Below are 19,513 nucleotides of genomic sequence, written 5' to 3'. Positions count from 1 at the left end.
TACATCGCGATTGCGCTTGAAAAAGCGCTCGATACTCTTATTTCACAAGCAGCGCACGTCGTGTTAGCTAAGGATAACAAGATGGCGTTCTTCTTGTTAGCTAACAATAACAAACGAGGCACCACTTGTCAATTCAAGTTTTTTTGCTTGCGAAACGGTCAAAGCAAAGGGAAAACGTGCCCATTTTACGCAAGGCATTGAATAATTGTTGTAGTTACGTATAGAATACCACTATCGTCTTATATAAGACGGCTGTGATGGGGTATCATCCGGACGGAGCTTTGGAGAGGTTCTGCCGGCTGCTGTGTGCTCATTATTGCCGTTGGTAGGAAGAAGAAGGAGAATAGTATGATTGAGCAATTATTCAAGTTGAAGGAGAATGGGACTACGCTTCATACCGAGTTGCTGGCCGGCATCACGACCTTTATGACCATGGTTTACATTCTGGCGTTAAACCCGACCATTCTCAGTGCGGCCGGCATGGATCCGGGTGCGATTCTGACGGCGACGGCGGTAGCTTCGGCGATCGCGTGCTTCTGTATGGCGGCATTTTCCAATAAGCCTTTTGCGCTTTCCGCCGGTTTGGGACTGAACGCCTACTTCGCCTATTCCGTTTGTGGCGCGATGGGCTATTCTTGGCAAGTCGCGTTGACTGCGGTTTTTACGGAGGGCGTGATTTTTATCCTCTTGTCTTTGACCAATGTTCGTGAAGCGATTTTTAACGCCATCCCGGCACAGCTGAAAATCGGTGTTGCTGTTGGGATTGGCTTTTTCATTACCTTTATCGGCGTACAAAACTGTGGCCTCATCGTAGAGGGACCGACGCTGGTGAGCTTGTATTCCTTTACCAAAGGAGCCGAGACCAACGCTTCTCAGGGCGTGGCGATCATCCTTTGTCTGGTTGGCGTCCTATTAACGGGCTGGATGCTGATTAAAGGCGTAAAAGGCTATATGCTCTGGGGCATGTTGGCTACGTGGGGCCTTGGCATCATTGCGCAGCTTTTGGGCATTTATGTACCCGCTCCGGATGCAGGTTACTATTCGCTCATTCCGTCCGCTGTGGTTTCCATGCCGAAATCCCTTGCGCCGACACTGATGAAGTTGGACTTTTCCTTTATCTCGCATAATTTCCTCAATTTTGTTGTTGTCTGCTTCGCCTTCCTCTTTGTGGATATCTTTGATACGCTCGGTACGGTAATCGGTTGCGCTTCCAAGGCCAATATGTTGGACAAAGACGGCAAATTGCCGGGAATCAAAGGCGTCCTGTTGGCCGATGCGATTGGCACGACCGTCGGTGCGATGCTCGGCACGTCGACCATCACGACCTTCGTGGAATCCTCTTCCGGCATTGCGGAAGGTGGACGCACCGGTTTAACCAGTGTGGTGACAGGAGCACTCTTCCTGGTGGCTCTTTTCCTCACGCCGCTGTTTTTGACCATTCCTGCGTTTGCGACGGCACCGGCCTTGATCATTGTCGGTTTCCTCATGATGCAGCAGGTTTCCCACATCGCCTGGAATGACATGACCAAAGCCATTCCCTGCTTTGCCTGCATTACCATGATGGGCTTCGCATATTCCATTTCGGATGGCATTGCCTTCGGCTTTATCACGTATACGATTCTGCACGTTCTCACCGGCAAGGCGAAAGAACTTTCTTGGCTGATGTATGTGCTTTCCATCCTGTTTGTGCTGAAGTACTTCATCATCTAATGTTCCTGTATTTGACACCCCGGGATCGAATGTTCCTGCATTTGACGCCCCTGCGATCGAATGTTCCTGCATTTGACGCCCATGCGATGAAAGGCATGACTTTTAACCTTTCGGCGAATCCAGGCCACATAAGTGAGATGACCGCCTATTCCTCGCTGAGCAGTTGCAGCTGAAACGCCCCTGGACGTCGCTTTGGGGCCACGATTAATAACGCGATTCATACACGATTAATAAATGGAGCCGGCCGTAGGCCGGCTTCACATCTTGCGCCGCTAAATTCTTTTAGCGGCGCTTAAAAATTACACAGCTTGACCATATGTGTTTACCATATGAGTTGCTCCATCGTCGCCGCTTTCCGTCGCCCGCTTGATTTTAGTGAAATATGGCGCTGGCGTACAAGAGCTAGTTGCCTTCAGAGGCGGTATTTGTCTCGGGTCGTCTCGCACTCGGAGCTCATGTGTAGTTTCCGGAAGGGCAGAGATGGTTCGCGTTTCTTGCTTCGGTTTGCTCGCTGATGGGGGATGGTTCGGCCTATTTCGTAGCGCACCCCTGACGAACGGCTGAAATGAAATGTTGTCAGGGTACGCGTCCCTGACGAGTGGCCGAAATGTGATGTTATCAGGGTACGCGCCCCTGACGGAGGGTGAATTTCGTGTCCATGTCAGGGGCCAGTGGACCCTGACGGATGTCCGAAATGCGATGTTATCAGGGTGCACGTCCCTGACAGAGTGTGAATATCGTGTCCATGTCAGGGGCTGATGGCCCCTGATGACTGGTCGCAGTCGGGCGTTTAACAGGGGCGGCGTCCCTGACGAGTGGTGAATTTCGTGAAATGTCAGGGACCAAAGGACCCTGACGAACGGTCGAAGTCGGGCGTTTAACAGGGGCGGTGCCCCTGACGGATGTCCGAAATGTGATGTTGTCAGGGTACGCGTCCCTGACGAGTGGTGAATTTCGTGAAATGTCAGGGACCAAAGGACCCTGACGAACGGTCGAAGTCGGGCGTTTAACAGGGGCGGTGCCCCTGACGGATGTCCGAAATGTGATGTTATCAGGGTACGCGCCCCTGACGGAGGGTGAATTTCGTGTTCATATCAGGGCTTGCATCCCTGACGAAGAGAGAATTTCGCATTAACACCAGGGTCGGAAGGGCTCAGAAGGAGCGCCGCCGGAATAACGTTGGCGGCGCGTGGAAAGTGGAGCGCCGCTCAAGCCGCTGGACGGCGCAGTTTTATCAGCATTAGCCGAAGGGTGAATCCAAATGGACACCGTTTGGTACTACAATGCTGCCTCTCAGTTGCCGGCCGCAGATCGGCTCCACTTTCGGTGGCACCTTAGGATGCCGGCCGCAGGTCGGCTCCGCTTTTCGTGGTACTTTCTGTAACCATATCCGCAAACGGAAGAAAAATCACTTCAACCGCTTGACGAGTCACATGAAACAGGGTAAAGTAGATGTGCGTTAGACGGGACTAACAACTAATTCGTTGCAATATCGTTCATAAGCTTAATTTTTGAACGTTTTTGCCGTAGAGTTAGCTAATACTAACAATGACGCGCCGACGAAGAGTCAAAACAGGGTGAAGGCTGAATTGCGGGTGCACGAAAATCAATAATGGCATCCAAAGGAGAAAGAAAATGCAAACATTACGAGACGTTGCCGTGGGAGAGACGGTAAAAATTGTCAAATTACACGGTCAGGGTGCCGTCAAGCGGCGCATGATGGATGTTGGCTTAACCAAAGGAGCCAGCGTCCATGTACAAAAAGTTGCTCCGCTGGGGGATCCGATTGAAATCACCGTGCGTAATTATGCGCTGTCGATACGCAAGGCCGATGCAGATATGATCGAAGTCGTTCCCGAGTAGGAAGAGCCACTTTAAAAAGCTGTAAGGGCGCGACCCGCTTGTGCGACAGAATGTATCAGAGCACATGGGAAGCGTCAGGAAAAAGAACAAACCATACAGAAGAGAGGAAAGGTATGCAGCTTCGTATTGCATTAGCCGGCAACCCAAACAGCGGAAAAACGACCTTGTTTAATGCGTTAACCGGTTCCAATCAATATGTCGGCAACTGGCCCGGCGTTACGGTAGAAAAAAAGGAAGGAAAGTTGAAAAATCACACCGATGTGATCATCGCGGACCTTCCGGGCATTTATTCTTTATCTCCCTATACACTGGAGGAAGTGATTGCGCGCCGCTACCTGTTTGAGGAGCGCCCGGACGCAATTTTAAACATCGTAGACGGGACGAACTTGGAGCGCAATCTCTATTTAACTACACAACTTCTAGAACTTGGCATTCCCATGGTCATTGCTGTCAACATGCAGGACGTGATGGAAAAATCCGGAGATCATCTGGATATGCCGGCCTTGTCTAAAATGCTGGGATGTCCGATCGTATCCATTTCAGCGCTAAAGAATCGCGGCATTCAGGAAGCTGCGGAAGCCGCCATCCGTCAGGCACAGGAAAAGGCAATTCCGACGATCGGTAAGCCGTTTGCCGCAGACGTCGAATCGCTATTAGCTGAGATCGACACGATGCTTTCGGATACGGTACCGTCAGAAAAACGGCGCTTTGTAGTGACGAAGCTTTTGGAGCAGGATCAGGCCATGGCGGAATCGTTACAGCTTTCCGAAGAGACCCAACAGGCGATTTCCGAAAAAGTGGAAGCGCTGGAAGAAAGTCGGGATGATGATGCCGAAAGCATCATGACGTATGAGCGCTATCAATACATTAAATCGTTGATTCATCCTACGTATCAGAAAAAAGGAGCAGGCAAACTGTCTACTTCGGATCGGATTGACCGCGTGGTGACCAACCGTATCTTGGGGCTTCCAATCTTCGCTGTCATCATGTTCTTCGTGTATTGGGTAGCCATGGTTGCGGTCGGTACGCCGGCAACCGATTGGGCAAATGACGGTCTTTTCGGTGACGGCTACCATCTGTTTGGCATGGGTACCAAGGAATACGAAGAAGACAATGATGCCTATCAGAATGCATTATTGGCGGTGCAGGCCTTCGCGGAGGTAGATCCGGAAGAAGAAGGATTCGACGGCCAAGAAACATTGAATGAACTAAAGACAGTAACAGGGGAGCCGACACAGACTGTAAAAACGGTGGACGAAGAGACCTTGAAAGAAACGGTCAAAACGGTATATTACAATGCGCTGCCGAACATGACGGAAAAAGAGATGGAAGAGAAAGATATCATTCCTATCACGTTCCAAGATGCGGTAACGTATTTTACCGCCCATGGCTTTGATGCGCCCGATCCGGCGGATTACGGAACTTGGGTACCCGGTGTGCCGGTTTTAATCGGCGATCTCTTAGAGAAGATTCATGTCGACGGATGGCTTAAGGGCCTGATACTCGACGGCATTGTCGCCGGCTGCGGCGCAGTTCTGGGCTTTGTTCCACAGATGTTGGTACTTTTCTTCCTGCTCGCGATTTTGGAAGATTGCGGCTATATGGCACGTATCGCCTTCGTTTTGGACCGTGTCTTCCGCAAATTCGGGCTTTCCGGAAGATCCTTTATTCCGATGCTCATCGGCACCGGCTGCGGCGTTCCGGGCATTATGGCGAGCCGTACCATTGAAAACGAAAGTGATCGGCGCATGGCCATCATCACCACAACCTTTATTCCCTGCAGTGCGAAGCTTCCGTTCATTGCGCTGGTTGCAGGTGCCATCTTCGGAGGAGACTCCTGGGTCGCCACCTCCGCGTACTTCGTGGGGATGCTTGCGGTTATCGTCTCGGGCGTCATGCTGAAGAAGACGCAGGGCTTTGCGGGTGAACCGGCTCCCTTTGTCATGGAGTTACCGCCCTATCACGTTCCGACGGTGGGCAACGTCTTACGCTCTATGTGGGAGCGTGGATACTCCTTCATTCGCAAGGCCGGTACCGTGATTCTGCTTTCCACCATCTTGGTTTGGTTTACTTCCTATTTCGGCATTGTCGATGGCAGCTTCCGTATGCTGAAGGAGGATGAGCTGTCCATGTCGATTCTAGCCTCCTTCGGTAATGCGATTGCCTGGATCTTCCGCCCGCTGGGCTGGGGGAATTGGCAGGCAGCCGTCGCCTCTGTGACGGGGCTCGTAGCGAAAGAGAACATTGTCGGTACCATGGGAATCCTATACGGATCGTCCGGTTCTGTCTGGACGGAAATGGCACGGGTCTTTACGACCATCTCCGGCTATTCCTTCCTGGTCTTTAACCTGCTCTGCGCTCCGTGCTTTGCCGCCATTGGCGCCATTCGCCGTGAAATGAACAACACGAAGTGGACGCTCTTTGCGATCGGCTATCAGTGCGGTTTCGCGTATCTCATCGCGCTGATGATCTATCAGTTCGGTTCATTCTTTACGGGGTCCGGATCGATTTTGGGCTTGATTGCTGCGTTGGCAGCCTTGGCAGGCATCCTCTATATGCTCTTTATTAAGAAATACCATGCGCCGGAAGCGAAAGTTTCTCATCGCCATCCAGCGCTGGAACAGGAATAGAGATAGGGGCGCTTAGATGCGCCGAAAAAGAAAGGACGACATATTGTCCTTCATCCCGTTGTCGCAAAGACGACAGCAAGAAATGAAAGGAAGCAAGTATGCTGCAATGGCTTAGCGAACATCTTTCCACTGTGCTTGTCGCAGCGGGTCTTCTGGCAATCGTCATCTTAATCATTAAGGTAATGATCGCCAATCATCGAAAGGGGAAGAGTGCCTGTGGTTGTGGCTGCGGCTGCAGCGGGTGCTCCGGATGCTCCACCGACTCCATGTTGGAGAAGCATCACTCCTAATTACTACGTTATAATCGGATGTGCTCCCACCACATTCGTAGACCATCCTTCACTCCATCTTGAAAAGGGGAAGCCTTTCGGCTTCCCCTTTTCGTTGGCGTATTGTCTCTCAATTATTATTGAATCTATTTTCTAAAAATATGAATTTTAGTTTGATATTAATAAATATTACAGAATTTAATGAGCGGAATACAATAGATTTGAAAGAGGAATAAAGTACTGGTTGATTGGAGAACGAGTTTATATGAAAATAAAGTATCGTCGTGTAGTTTCATTGTTACTTGCGATTTCCGTTTCTTTCTGTGCTTGTAAATTAGAAGGGAGGACGGAGTCATGATTCGGTGGTGTAAGAGCTTTAGCGATGATGCGTATCGGATATTTCAAGAAGTACGTCAACCGTATACAGAAACGAATCGTTCATACAGCCTCTTTTCCGTTGCTTTAACTTTTCTTCTGGGGCAGGCTGTTGCGCGTCCTTTACGTATATTGGTTGACATCGTAAAGCGATATCAAGTGGGAAATCCGCCCGTGCAAAGTGCGGAAATCTTTAGATATTGTTGGGATTTTTTCTTCTTTCTTATTCCTCTGATTTTGGTCGGACTGGGGATTCATTATCGAAAGAAGTGGTAAAGGCAATTTAGGACAAGAAAAAGGGGAAGCCTTTCGGCTTCCCCTTTTCGTTGCAACTATGTTATTCGATTTATACTTTAGAGCGATTACTTCTTCTGCACGTACTTCAGCGAGTCCAACGTGACGGCGGCAATGATAATGATGCCTTCAAAGACGAACTGAAGGTTGGTATCGATACCCAAGACCGTCAAGGAGTAGGTGAGGGCGGTGAAAATTAGGACACCGACGACAACGCCGGAGATGCGGCCGATACCACCGGTAAAGGAGACACCACCGACAACGCAGGCTGCAATGGCATCCATGTCCCAGCCTTGGCCATATGCAGCGGAGCCGGAACCCACCATGCGCATACATTCCAGCCACGAGCCGAAGCCGTAAAGGATACCGGCCATCATGAAGGCACACATGGTGACCCAGAATACGGAGATACCGGAAACGGCAGCCGCTTCGGGGTTTCCGCCGACGGCGTAAAGGTTTTTGCCGAAGGTGGTTTTATTCCAGATGAACCAGACGAGGATGATGGCAGCGACGGCCCAGAGAATAATCGTAGGGAAGCCGTTAATCTTCGGAATGATCATATTCGGAATTTCCGATTCAATGGCACCGAAGGACACACCCTTTGTCGAATAGGTGATTAAACCGAAGATAATCAGCATGTTGGACATCGTGGTGATGAACGGATGGATCTTAAAGCGCGCCGTAAAGAAGCCTGCAATCGAGGTAAAGATGGTGCAGAAAACGATACAGGTAAGCAGCGCCAAGATGATACGTACTGGAACTGGGATGCCGGTGAGATCAAAGGCCATACCGAAAAGCTGTCCGGTATTGGGCCCCTTGTGCATAATGACAGTGGAAATCACCATGCCCATACCTACCATACGGCCGATGGAGAGATCGGTTCCGGTCAACAGAATAAGGCCGGCAACGCCGAGACCGAGGAAGATGCGTGGTGACGCCTGTTGCAGGATGTTTACGATGTTCGTAAAGGTAAACAGATCCGTATGCTTCACTCTCGGAGTGATAATGCTCAAGGCAATAAAGATGAGAATAATGACCAGATAGAGACCATTTTTCAGCAGGAACTGCTTCATGTTGAACCGGTATAGGAAGCTTTCCCATTTTTGTGCATAGCTTTGTCCGATGGAGAAGCGGGAGTTGCGGAGACGATCGATCATCTGGAATTTTTGTAAAAATGCCTCGTGACGACGATCTTTAATTTCCTGCAGCGCAACATCATAACGCACCTTGGCGTCGAATGTGTGGTTGTTGTAAACGAACTTTGCATCCTTGATTTCCTGCGCCTTTTCGTGTCCGCTTAATTTGTTAATCTCGGCAAGCTGCGCTTCATATTTCGTTTTGTATTCCGCGAGCTGGCGTTCATATTGGGCTTTCGCTTCTTTTTGCTCTAATACGGCACTGCTCTTCACGAGATTATAATAATCCGGATCGAAGTGCTTGTTGAGATATGCTTCCCCTTCCGCCACAAGCTTATCCACCTCTGCTTTGTTGGCGGCTTCAACGGTTTTCGCTTTTTCCAGCTCACGCGTTAAACGCGCAACTTGCTCGCCCTGTTCCTGCTTGGAGAAATTCTTGTCGCCGCGAATCAACTTGATGGCGTTGTTGATTTCATTGATTTTGGTCGTGCCGTCCTGACGAAGCACATCAATTTTTTGTTGAATTGCACTGATATGTTCCTGAATCGGCGCAAGCAACAACTCCTCTTTTTCCGGAGTCAGGATGCCGTTGTTCGGCGAAATGAGATTATTTTGGCTCATAAGTCCTCTTTTCCTTTACAGATATTTCGTACTCAGACGGAGGAGCTCTTCCTGGTTGGCATCCTTAGTTTCCAGAATGCCGGAGAGACGTCCATTCGACATGACACCGATTCGGTTCGTAATGCCTAAAATTTCCGGCATCTCGGAAGAAACGACGATGATGGTCTTTCCTTGTTTTGCCATGCGGATAATGAGTTCGTAGATTTCATACTTCGCGCCGACATCGATACCGCGCGTCGGTTCATCCATCAGAAAGACATGCGGCTGACGCTCCAGCCATTTGCCAAAGATGACTTTCTGTTGGTTTCCGCCGGAAAGGCTGGTGATCATATCCTCCGGCCCCATGGCTTTGGTTCGCATGATGTCCAGCTCGCGCATCGTTGCCTTCAGCATTTTTTGCTTGGATAGGGCAAAGCCGGACTTATAATGGTTCATATTGGCGATGGTCGTGTTAAAAATTAAGTCACCCTTAGAAAAAATTCCGTTGAGCTTACGTTCCTCAGTGATCATTGCAAAACCGTGTGCCATCGCTTCTTTTGTATTTTCAAAATTCATGCGTTTGCCGCGATAATAGACGGAACCGGCAGCACGCGTTCGAACGCCGAAGATCGTTTCCAGAAGCTCGGAGCGGCCCGCACCGACCAAACCGTAAAGACCAAAAATCTCACCTTCTCTTACTTCAAAGGAGATATCCGTCAGGTAGGGTCGATATTTGGTGGAAAGGTGTTGAACGGAGAGAATCGGTTCTCCCGGCTCATTATCCACCGGCGGAAAGCGGTTATCCAGGGAACGACCGACCATGGCCGAGATCAGCTCATTCATATTCGTTTCAGCCGTGTTTTTGGTGGCAATGAGTTTGCCGTCGCGCAACACCGAAACCTGATCACAGATTTCGAATACCTCATCCATCTTATGCGAGATATATATGAGGGAAATGCCTTGATCACGAAGCTTGCGCATCATGGCAAAAAGCTTGCGTACTTCCGGTTCGGTCAAGGAAGAGGTAGGCTCATCCAGAACGATCAGTTTGGAATGATAGGAGATCGCCTTGGCTATCTCGCACATTTGGCGCTTGGAAACCGAGAGCTGGCGCATCGGAACATCCAGAGGAACGGAGATGCCTAAGCTGCGGAAAAGATCGGCGGCTTCCTTGCGCATCAGGGCTTCATCTACGAAGCCGAGGGGAGTGACTGGATAGCGTCCCAGGAAGAGATTGTCGACAACGCTCCTTTCAAGGGCTTGATTGAGCTCTTGATGCACCATGGCAATGCCGTTTTCCAGCGCCTCTTTCGGACCGCTGAAGTCGATTCCCTTCCCATCCAAAAAGATTTCCCCTTCATCCTTTTGGTAGGTGCCGAAGAGACACTTCATCATCGTAGATTTTCCGGCGCCGTTTTCTCCCATAAGGCCCATGACCGATCCACGTTTCACATCAAGATCAATATGATCCAAAACGCGGTTGCGTCCGAAAGATTTTGACATGCCCCGAATCGATAGAACGAAATCGTCTTTCTTTTCTGTCATAAGCATTCTCTTTCTAATTTTCATTCCGAAAAGAGGCTATCAGGATGGTCCTGATAGCCTCTTTATCATCGGAATCACAAACGATTATTGATTCAGAAGCGTGGTGTAAGAAGAAGCGTTGTCCGTCTTCACCATGTTGATCGCAAACGCATCATACTGGCTCGGATTGCCCAGACGGTTCGTGATGTTGGATTCGGTCTGTCCATCGCCGCCGATGTATTCGACTTTGAGGTTCAGCAGTTTGTCATATTTCTGCAGCAACGGCTGATAGGTGGCGCTCAGGAAGTTATCCGCAGAGTTGTAGATGTTCAGCCATACGTTCTTTTCGGGGCTCTTCGCCGCGTCAAGCTGTTTTGCAACCGGATCGTACGGTTTGGTGGCATCCATGAAGTCTTTGTAGTTGTCCGCTGTAACGGCCAAGTTCAAAGCATAGTAGGAACGCTCTTCTGCGACATATTTGTAGTCTTTGTCGGTGAGGACGTTGCCCGCTTCATCCGGCGTTGCGATACCGGTGTTGACATCTACGCCATCCAAGAGGTTGCGCAATACACGAAGGGTCAGGTACGCCTGAACGTCCGCATGCTGGCTGATGGTTCCGGCATAACCGTCGGCAATTGCCGCAACGGCGTCGCTGTTGGCATCATAACCGAACGTCGGGACCTTGTTCTCTTTTGCCCAGCCATTGAACATGGCCATGCCCATGCCGTCGTTATTGGAAGCGACGATATCGATCTGATCGCCAAAGGAAGCCGACCAAGTCGCAATACCGTTACCGGCGGTCGCAGCATCCCAGGTTGCACCAGCGGAGTTCTTCATTTCCTGCGAAGCTAATTCGCGAACGACATATTTTTTACCGTTTACATCGATCTCGCCGTCTTTTACAACGGTCGCTTTGCCGTCAACATTCGTTCCGGCCGGAGTCGAATCGATGGCGCCGTCCTTTTCAACGGCCGTTCCCAAAGCTTTGCGGACGCCGCGCGTACGGGCGATGGAGTCGTTGTGACCGACATCACCGATGGCAAGCACGTATCCGATCGTGCCGTCGCCGTTGCGATCCAATTTGTCAGCATTCTTCTGAATGTAATCGACAATCATCTGCCCTTGCAGTTCAGCACCCTGGTTGGCGTCGAAGCCGACATAATAGGTTTTGTCGTTGAAGTTCAGCGCTTCTTTGTCCAGTTCACCGGTCGAGCTGTTCGACGGTTGACGGTTGTACCAAACTAACGGCTTTTCGTTGTTTTTGACTTCGCCGGCGGGAGCATTCGATTCTACTGCCGGTGCGGAACTATCCGCAGGAGCCTTTGAATCAGCGGGCTTTTGTCCACCACATGCGGTCATAGCCAGCGCACCGGCCAACAGAAGACCAAGCAACTTCATTGATTTCATAAACATCCTCCTTTTTAGTCGTTGCAAGAGAATCATAAGGAAACGATTTCTCTTCGCAAAAAATAAAAACTGATTGATTTCCACGCATCCTTCAGTTTCCACGTGTCAGTATACCACATTTGTAAGAAAGTTGTCGGATTTTCTTCCCGTTTCCGGGCAATCGATTCGCTGCGAACGAGAGCGTAATTCTCGTTATACTATAGTAGACATCGCAATGTATGGACAGATTTGCATTTTCAACATAAAATAAAAAGACATGTTCGGCGTGATGAAACGAAAGCAAGGAAGTACATCCTTTGCGATAACAGCGGCGTCGAAAGGAAAGGAAACGGGATGGACAGCGAACGGGATTCTCAAACTGAGCAGTGGCGTTACGACAGTAGCGCACAGGCGGGTAAGGACGCAGGAATTTTTTCTTTTGCCTATTGGCAGAGACTCTATGCAGATAATTCGGATGGACTGATCGGTTGTGGTGCCGCACTGGGAGCCATGTTGTTTCGGCACTCAGGATTATTGAGCTTTCTTCTTTGGATTGCGGGCCTGATTTTTTCCATTCGGGGTTTAAAGAAACGTCCTCAATGGCCTGCTGTTGTAGGAATCTGTCTCAGTTTAATCGGTATTGTTATTCTGATCGCTGTTATCGGTCTTTTCGCCCTGTTTTTTTCTTTGCTCTTTTAAATTGGGCATTTTGGCAAGCTTAGGAGTGTGATTGCAATGGATCAATCTTCAACCTCAAAACGCAAATGGATCGCGGTCGCTTCTTTTGCGTTATTTTCTATGTTTTTTGGAGCGGGAAATGTTATTTTCCCGACAAGCTTGGGCCGAAATGTCGGAAACCAGTATCTGACTGGCTTTCTGGCGTTTTCGATTCCGGCGGTTGGCTTGGTGCTGTTAGGTGCCATTGCGACCATTCGTGCCGGCGGAACGATCGAGTCCGTTGCACGTCATCTTGGCGGGCCGATATCTATGGCTTTTGGCGGTCTGATTCTTATTTGTATCGGACCGGGGCTAGCGATTCCGCGCACTGCCGCGACAAGTCATGAGATGCTTTCCGGCGCGTTTTTTCCGAGTCTTTCGCCCACGATAACTTCGCTGTTCTTTTTTGCCGTCACCCTCTTTTTTGTCATTAAGCCCAGTCGCGTTGTCTCCGGTCTGGGATTGATTCTAACGCCGGTATTGGTGGGGATTTTAGTACTCTTAATCGGGAAATCGCTGGTATTTCCTCTCGGACCGCTGGTCGATACGGGTGCAACCGAGGTCTTTTCCAAGAGCTTCTTGGAAGGATATCAGACGATGGATGCGCTGGCCGCCCTCGCATTTTCCATCGTGATTATTAAGGATTTTCAGCGCCGCGGCATGGAGGATCCCTCACAGGTGGTGCGTTGCACCGCAATCTCCTCGATCTTTGCCGCTCTTGGATTAGTGGCAGTTTATGGAGGGTTCATGTACATTGGCGCGACGACTTCCGGGCTTGGCGTCGAGGACATAGGGCGTGTTTCTCTCCTGCTTTTTAGCGTGGATAAGCTTTCCGGCTTCACCGGAAAACTTTTGATGACCATTGCCATGTTCTTGGCTTGTTTGACAACGGCGATCGGCTTAACAACTACATTTTCTGACTTTATGGAGCGAATGACAAAAGGCAAGATATCGGCACGCGTGTGGTCCATTCTTTGTGTATGCGTGAGTGCGGTTCTTTCGGTATTAGGCGTGGATCAAATTGTCGCTATCTCTGCACCGATCCTGGTTGCTATTTATCCGATTGCAATTGCCCTCATTGTGCTGAATCTTGTGCAAGGACCGCTAAATAGACGCTCCATTCATATTGGCGCAGTTATCGGCGCATCGTTTCCAGCGGTGGACTTTCTCATTGGTTTGATGCGCGGAACGCCCATACTGGGTGGGAAAGCCGGTTTGATTCCGGAAATGTGGCAAAATTATTATTGGATACTGCCCAGTGTGATTTTAGCGCTCGTCTTCTATTTGGTTTTACCGAAAGAAAAAGAAGAAAAGCCGGTCCTTCACGAGCAAATGAAACAGGAATAGGAAAAGCGAATGACGTATGAACTTGGCGTAATCGGCGGTATGGGACCGCTTGCTACGAATGTGTTTTATCAATATCTTATCGATCATACAGAGGCCCACGGAGATCAGGATCACATCAATACGATCATTTTAAGCCATGCAACCATGCCAGATCGAAGCGCCTGCATTCTCTCCGGCGACACGGCACCTTTGTTGCGGCAAATGAAAGCGGATTTTGATCTTTTACGTCCACTTGGCTTGAAGGCCATTGCCATACCGTGCAACACTTCTCATTATTTTTATGATACGTTTTGCACGTATACCGATACGCCCATCATCAACATGGTGGAGGAATCCATCAAGGAGTGTGTACGCCGAGGCGATAAGAAGGTGGTGGTTCTTGCAACGTCCGGTACGCGAAAAAGCCGCGTTTACGAGCACTATGCTGCAAAGCATGGCTTATCGTGCCTTGCGATTGACGAAGCCGATGCCGAACGCGTGATGGAGATTATCTATGCGGTAAAGAAGGAGAATCGTCGTGATTTTCCGGAACTCTTACGCATGATCGACCAATATAGCAATAAGGGACGTGTTATTTTAGCGTGCACGGAACTTTCCGCCATTCCGGTGGGGGATCGCCCTGTGATAGATGCCTTGAAAGTGTTGGGAAACGAAGCAATCAGAAAGTGTAGGGGAAATGGTCCAGTTTAAGCCGATTATTTTAGGGACGGATATTAATGCATATGGGACAGCACGCTCCTTTTATGAAGCATATGGCGTGAAATCGCTTTGTCTCGGCATTCGTCCTTTGATGTATACGCAGCATTCGCATATTTTAGAAGTGGAAACACGTGAGGATTTTGAACAGGATGAGGTGTTTTTAGCGGTTCTTGAGGAAGTGGGTCGACGCTATACGTGTCCGCTTCTTCTTATTTCCTGCGGAGATGGGTATACTGCGCTCATTACGCGTCATCGGGATGCACTTTCTGTGCGTTATCGTTTTAACTACATTGATCAGGCCATGCAGCAGCAGTTGGAGAATAAAAAAGATTTTTATGCCGTGTGTGAAGAATATGGGCTCGATTATCCGGACACTTTTGTGCTCACGTATGACAAACGCGACTCTTTTAAGGCACCTTTCGGTTTTCCGATGGCTTTAAAGCCGAACGATTCGATTGCGTATCTTCATGCGAAGTTTCCGGGAAAGAAAAAAGCGTATCGCATTGCGGATGAAGCAGAACTGCGCAGCGTCGTGCAGGCGATTTACTCAAGCAGCTACAAAGGAGATCTCATTTTGCAGGACTTTATTCCCGGCGATTTTTCACGTATGTTCGTACTCAACGCCTATGTGAATACGAAGGGAGAAGTGAAGATGATGTGCTTGGGCAAGTGCCTCTTGGATGCCTGTCTTCCGGGAGAAATCGGCAATTACAATGCATTGGTAAGCCTTGGCAACGATGCTATCTATGCACAATACGAACGTTTCTTAAAGCAGATTGGCTATCGGGGCTTCGCCAATTTCGATCTCAAATATGATGTGCGCGATGGGAAATACAAGGTTTTTGAGATCAATATTCGCCAAGGACGCTCTTCTTCCTATATGACGGCCGGCGGGTGTAATTTTACGACCTTCCTTGTGGACGATTTGCTTTTACATGTCGACAAACCGGCGCATTATCATCAGGACAGCGCGTTGTGGCTTTACGTTGATCCGCAGGTGCTTCGCACGTATTGTGCGAAGGAAGACCGTGATTTGGTGGAACGCTATCTTGCAAAAGGGTTTTTCTTCCCCAGTTGGTATGAAAAAGATCGTTCTCTTGGTCGTTTTCTGCTTTATTGGCGAAGACGTCTTTCAACGCGCCGCTACTATCCCAAATTTCAACCGCAACGTACCGAGCAATAGGAGTTTTGCATGACGCCACAACCCATCCCCACCACGACGAAGAGCTGGTTTTTTCAGGATAAACACTTTTTGAAAGAAGTCTTCGCCGTGGCGTTGCCGATTGCCTTTCAACTGCTCATCACCACCTCCATAAATATTACGGACACGGTCATGATTTCTTCCCTGGGGAGCGCGGCGATCGCTGCAGTGGGGATGGTCAATCAATTTGTGTTTTTCTTTCAGGTGATCTGCTTTGGAATCAGCGGTGCTGGGGCGGTTTTTATTGCACAACATTTCGGCAATCGCGATGAACGCAAGGTTCGCTTGTCGACCAGCATTACGATGCAGGCGGCGTTTTTACTGAGCATGTTTTTTTTTCTGGTTGCCTTCCTTCTGCCACATACGCTTCTCACCGTCATGGTCAAGGATCCGAATGTGCAGGCGCTGGGGGAAGCCTACCTTCGCCCGGTAAGCTTTTCATTTCCTTTTTTTGCGCTTTCGCTTGCGCTAATCACGGTTTTGCGTAGCGTTAATCGCGCACGGGAACCGTTGGCGGTTTCCATTTTGTCGTTTTTGACGAACGTGTTCTTCAATTACATTTTGATCTTCGGTAAATTGGGCATGCCCGCTTTGGGCGTGGTCGGCGCTGCCCTCGGTACACTCATCTCGCGAGTGGTAGAAATGGTTGCGTTGGTCATACTCGTATGGCGTCAGCATCCCGGCATGATGGATATTCGTCCGCTCGAGGCACTTCAGTGGCATCAGAAAGAATTTCGTCGCTGTTTACCGGTCGCAACGCCCATCGTGCTGGCGGAAACCTCCTGGTCCTTTGGTCAGTTGGTGCAGGCGGTGGCCTTTGCATTGGCAGGCAAGGAAGTGATCGCCGCGGTACAACTGACCAATTCCATCAACAATATCTTTTTCATCATCATTGATGCGCTCTGCTCAGCCGCTTCGGTTTTGTTGGGACAGCGCTTGGGTGCGGGAAAATTGAAGCGTGCAGAAACCATGGCGAACTACTTCATGCAATTCGTCACGGTGGTGAGCCTGCTTTCCGCAGCCATTTTGCTCTTTTTCCCGGATGTGTTGATGATGCTCTTTAGCGGTATCGAAGCGAATGTGGCTTCACGTTCTCATAATCTGCTTCTCATTCGTGGTGTAGCGGCACCATTTCGTTTCTGGAACAGCATGATTTTTATCGGCATTCTGCGTGCGGGAGGAGAAACTAAGTGGACATTTTATTTTGAGCTGATGTCGATATGGCTTTTTGCTGTTCCTATGGCATTTCTCGGCGTCGCGGTGTTTCATTGGCCATTTGAATTGACGTTTTTTGTCGTCAGTGCGGAAGAAATCATTAAGCTCTTCTTCATTTATCCCTTTTATAGGCGCAAAACCTGGATACGAAATCTCACCAAGCGTGAGAAGGCGTGATTCGGTGGGTATACTCTCCGAAGATCGCTATATGAAACAGGATTGACAGACGCCTGTACAGAAAGGGAGAGATATGGAAAACTTTATTTTTCATGTGCCGACGGAAGTTCTCTTCGGCCACGACTTAGAGGAAACATTCGCCGCCCGTGTGGCAGCGTTGGGAAAACGTGCACTCATTGTGATCGGTGGGGGGAGTGTCAAGCGATTGGGCATTTACGATGCCATTGTTGATGCTTTGCATGCGCATGGTGTCGATACGGTGGAGTGTGCCGGCATTTCGCCCAATCCGCGCATTGATGAGGCGAAACGCGGTATTGCGCTCGTTCACAAAGAGAACATCGAGGTCATCGTTCCCATCGGTGGCGGCTCGGTTCTCGACTGTGCAAAGCTCATCGCTGCCGGCGCGAAAACCGACGCAGATCCCTGGGATCTTGTTCTGGGAAAAGCTCCGATCAAGGATGCTTTGCCGCTTGCGACCGTGATTACGGTGGCGGCCACCGGTTCGGAAATGGATCCCCATTCGGTTATTTCTAACCCGGAAACGAAGCAGAAACTGGGATGGTCAAGCCCACTTGCTCTTCCGCGCGTTTCCTATCTGAATCCGGCGTATACCTATACGGTCAACGCTTGGCACACGGCGGCCGGCACGGCGGACATCATGAGCCATACCATGGAAAGTTATTTTTCGGTAGAAGACGATGCCTATCTGCAGGACAGCATATCGGAAGCGATCCTGCGCACCTGCATTAAGTATGGCCCTGTGGCATTCAAAGATCCCACGAATGAGGAAGCACGTGCCAACTTGCTTTGGGCCAATTCCTGGGCGATTAACGGGTTGATCGGAACCGGTAAGGCACAAGCCTGGAGCGTTCATGCTATGGAGCATGAGCTTTCCGCTTATTATGACATTACGCATGGCGTCGGCCTGGCGATCCTTACACCGCACTGGCTGCGTCACTTCTTAAACGACAAAACGGTTTCGCGTATCGCCCGTTTTGCAAAAGTGATTTTCAGTATCGAGAAAAAAACGGAGTATGAGCAGGCGGAAGCCGGCATTGCTGCCCTTTCGGAGTTCTTCCGATCGCTGGATATTCCGATGACCCTTAAAGAAGTGGACATAGATGAAACGCATCTTGCCGAAATGGCGAAAAATAGCGTTGCTCGATCCGGTGGAGTCATTCACGGTTTTCAGCCCATGACTGCGGAAGATGTGGAAGCTATCTATCGCGCTGCTTTATAAGATGGGTCGGATGTGATCGATGCAGTAGGAAACTTCCTTGCACACCGGTTTGCAATTTGCCTCAAAAAAGAGTAGAATACGCTCATTGAGGCGTGGGTCTGTAACTCAGCTGGGAGAGTGTCACGTTCGCAACGTGGAAGTCGTGGGTTCGAATCCCATCAGATCCAGAATCGAAAATGCCCGTTCTGTTGAAATCAACAGAATGGGCATTTTTCAATGGATTCTACTTTTTTAGCAGCTTCGATAAGATAGGTAAATCCCTTCATAACAGGATTACAAAACGTTTATCGTAAAAACTTCTATTCTTTGTTCGGATCTTTGTTCGGGCGTTTTGCAGTTTCCGCCACGCATTCCTCCGTGCTCTCTTCTACAGGAAGAATCTTATGATAACGACGATACAAAAGGTAAGAAATATAGTGAGAAACTTGTTGTGTTTCCTCATCGGTCAAATGGCGTTCGATCGTTTCACAGACGTCCTTGACAAGCTCTCGCTGTTGTAGACTTTCGCCAAACAGCTTTTCCAAGGCAACATTAAAAATATCCGCCAGAACAGGTAAGTAATCCGCATTAATGGAATTATTGGCATTTTCCCAGGCGGAGATGGCACTTCCTTGGTAATTCGTGTTCAGCCGTGCATTAAGTTCGTCGGCTAACTGCGTCTGTGTCATGTGATTTTCTTTTCGGAGTTGCGCGACGCTTCGCGCAATGATTATTTTGTTGGCACGCAGCAAGTCATTCATTACCGACTCCTTTTCTATAAAAACAGTTTTCAAAATTATATTCATTCTTAAAAAATGAATCAAGATGCAAAAAACGGCCGAAAAATCCATAAAATATTGTATATAAATGTATATTTCCATAAAAAATGGAGACAAATGTAATGATGTCACGAAAAAGAGTAAAAAGACGACGCATATATGCGCGGCATTGCCTGTTGCCCCTGAGACAAAAGGCCCTCACTCTGGGACACAGAGACACATCGACCCGCGTTACTATTAAAACAGCCCTTCGATGTGTAACCCCAAGCGATCGGTAGCCATGCCTGCCATTACCGTGCACACATCCATTCGTAATCGTTACGACTCGGCGGGACGAGCTGAGTGTGGCTGAACTCGAAGCGGGCGCGTTCC

14 protein-coding genes and 1 tRNA gene are annotated in these 19,513 nt (G+C 49.3%); 11 read left to right on the top strand and 4 right to left on the bottom strand.

Translation table 11 applies throughout. The features are described 5' to 3' along the window. Positions 1–348: 348 nt before the first annotated feature. From FXY30_RS06230 to FXY30_RS06215, 4 genes are all read left to right on the top strand, one after another. Positions 349–1,710, top strand: a complete 1,362-nt coding sequence (locus tag FXY30_RS06230; RefSeq protein WP_172619980.1) for an NCS2 family permease — start codon at positions 349–351, stop codon at positions 1,708–1,710. A 1,635-nt stretch (positions 1,711–3,345) separates the two neighbouring features. After that, complete coding sequence (locus FXY30_RS06225; protein WP_071705798.1) at positions 3,346–3,573, top strand: FeoA family protein; 228 nt, start codon at positions 3,346–3,348, stop codon at positions 3,571–3,573. Between the two features lie 113 nt (positions 3,574–3,686). Next, entirely contained in the window at positions 3,687–6,203 is a 2,517-nt protein-coding gene (gene feoB, locus FXY30_RS06220; RefSeq protein ID WP_071705797.1) for a ferrous iron transport protein B, read from the top strand. Between the two features lie 98 nt (positions 6,204–6,301). Continuing rightward, the gene (locus tag FXY30_RS06215) at positions 6,302–6,493 is read left to right on the top strand and encodes a FeoB-associated Cys-rich membrane protein (protein ID WP_066923417.1); all 192 of its coding nucleotides are present in this window, start codon (positions 6,302–6,304) and stop codon (positions 6,491–6,493) included. Between the two features lie 716 nt (positions 6,494–7,209). Here the strand turns inward: FXY30_RS06215 and FXY30_RS06210 are convergent. The 3 genes from FXY30_RS06210 to FXY30_RS06200 all read right to left on the bottom strand — a co-directional run bounded on the left by FXY30_RS06210 (position 7,210) and on the right by FXY30_RS06200 (position 11,808). Further along, positions 7,210–8,898, bottom strand: a complete 1,689-nt coding sequence (locus tag FXY30_RS06210; RefSeq protein WP_071705795.1) for an ABC transporter permease subunit — start codon at positions 8,896–8,898, stop codon at positions 7,210–7,212. A 15-nt stretch (positions 8,899–8,913) separates the two neighbouring features. Then, positions 8,914–10,422: a sugar ABC transporter ATP-binding protein gene (locus FXY30_RS06205; protein WP_071705794.1), complete on the bottom strand. Its 1,509-nt coding sequence runs from the start codon at positions 10,420–10,422 to the stop codon at positions 8,914–8,916. Between the two features lie 84 nt (positions 10,423–10,506). Beyond that, on the bottom strand, positions 10,507–11,808 hold the full coding sequence (locus FXY30_RS06200; RefSeq protein ID WP_071705793.1) for a substrate-binding domain-containing protein: 1,302 nt from the start codon (positions 11,806–11,808) through the stop codon (positions 10,507–10,509). 333 nt (positions 11,809–12,141) lie between these two features. On the opposite strand from FXY30_RS06200, the gene FXY30_RS06195 reads away from it, so the two are divergent. From FXY30_RS06195 to FXY30_RS06165, 7 genes are all read left to right on the top strand, one after another. Continuing rightward, on the top strand, positions 12,142–12,486 hold the full coding sequence (locus tag FXY30_RS06195; RefSeq protein WP_071705792.1) for a hypothetical protein: 345 nt from the start codon (positions 12,142–12,144) through the stop codon (positions 12,484–12,486). Between the two features lie 36 nt (positions 12,487–12,522). Beyond that, positions 12,523–13,851, top strand: a complete 1,329-nt coding sequence (gene brnQ, locus FXY30_RS06190; RefSeq protein ID WP_071705791.1) for a branched-chain amino acid transport system II carrier protein — start codon at positions 12,523–12,525, stop codon at positions 13,849–13,851. A 9-nt stretch (positions 13,852–13,860) separates the two neighbouring features. Next, positions 13,861–14,541: an aspartate/glutamate racemase family protein gene (locus FXY30_RS06185; protein WP_071705790.1), complete on the top strand. Its 681-nt coding sequence runs from the start codon at positions 13,861–13,863 to the stop codon at positions 14,539–14,541. Continuing rightward, the gene (locus FXY30_RS06180; RefSeq protein ID WP_071705789.1) at positions 14,528–15,733 is read left to right on the top strand and encodes a carboxylate--amine ligase; all 1,206 of its coding nucleotides are present in this window, start codon (positions 14,528–14,530) and stop codon (positions 15,731–15,733) included. Before FXY30_RS06185 ends, FXY30_RS06180 begins: the two co-directional genes overlap by 14 nt. A gap of 9 nt (positions 15,734–15,742) precedes the next feature. After that, a complete protein-coding gene (locus FXY30_RS06175; RefSeq protein WP_071705788.1) occupies positions 15,743–17,143 on the top strand; it encodes an MATE family efflux transporter in 1,401 nt (466 codons plus the stop codon). A gap of 73 nt (positions 17,144–17,216) precedes the next feature. Beyond that, on the top strand, positions 17,217–18,383 hold the full coding sequence (locus FXY30_RS06170; protein WP_071705787.1) for an iron-containing alcohol dehydrogenase: 1,167 nt from the start codon (positions 17,217–17,219) through the stop codon (positions 18,381–18,383). A 94-nt stretch (positions 18,384–18,477) separates the two neighbouring features. Beyond that, a tRNA-Ala gene (locus tag FXY30_RS06165) sits at positions 18,478–18,550 on the top strand. Between the two features lie 132 nt (positions 18,551–18,682). Here FXY30_RS06165 and FXY30_RS06160 read toward each other — a convergent pair. Further along, positions 18,683–19,123: a helix-turn-helix transcriptional regulator gene (locus FXY30_RS06160; protein ID WP_071705786.1), complete on the bottom strand. Its 441-nt coding sequence runs from the start codon at positions 19,121–19,123 to the stop codon at positions 18,683–18,685. Positions 19,124–19,513 lie beyond the last annotated feature (390 nt).

The sequence above is a fragment of the Murdochiella vaginalis genome, from assembly GCF_902381775.1.
GTDB classification, from domain to species: Bacteria; Bacillota; Clostridia; order Tissierellales; family Peptoniphilaceae; genus Murdochiella; species Murdochiella vaginalis.
The sequence above is the reverse complement of the archived record's forward strand: the minus strand, read 5'-3'. Positions and strand labels throughout refer to the sequence as shown.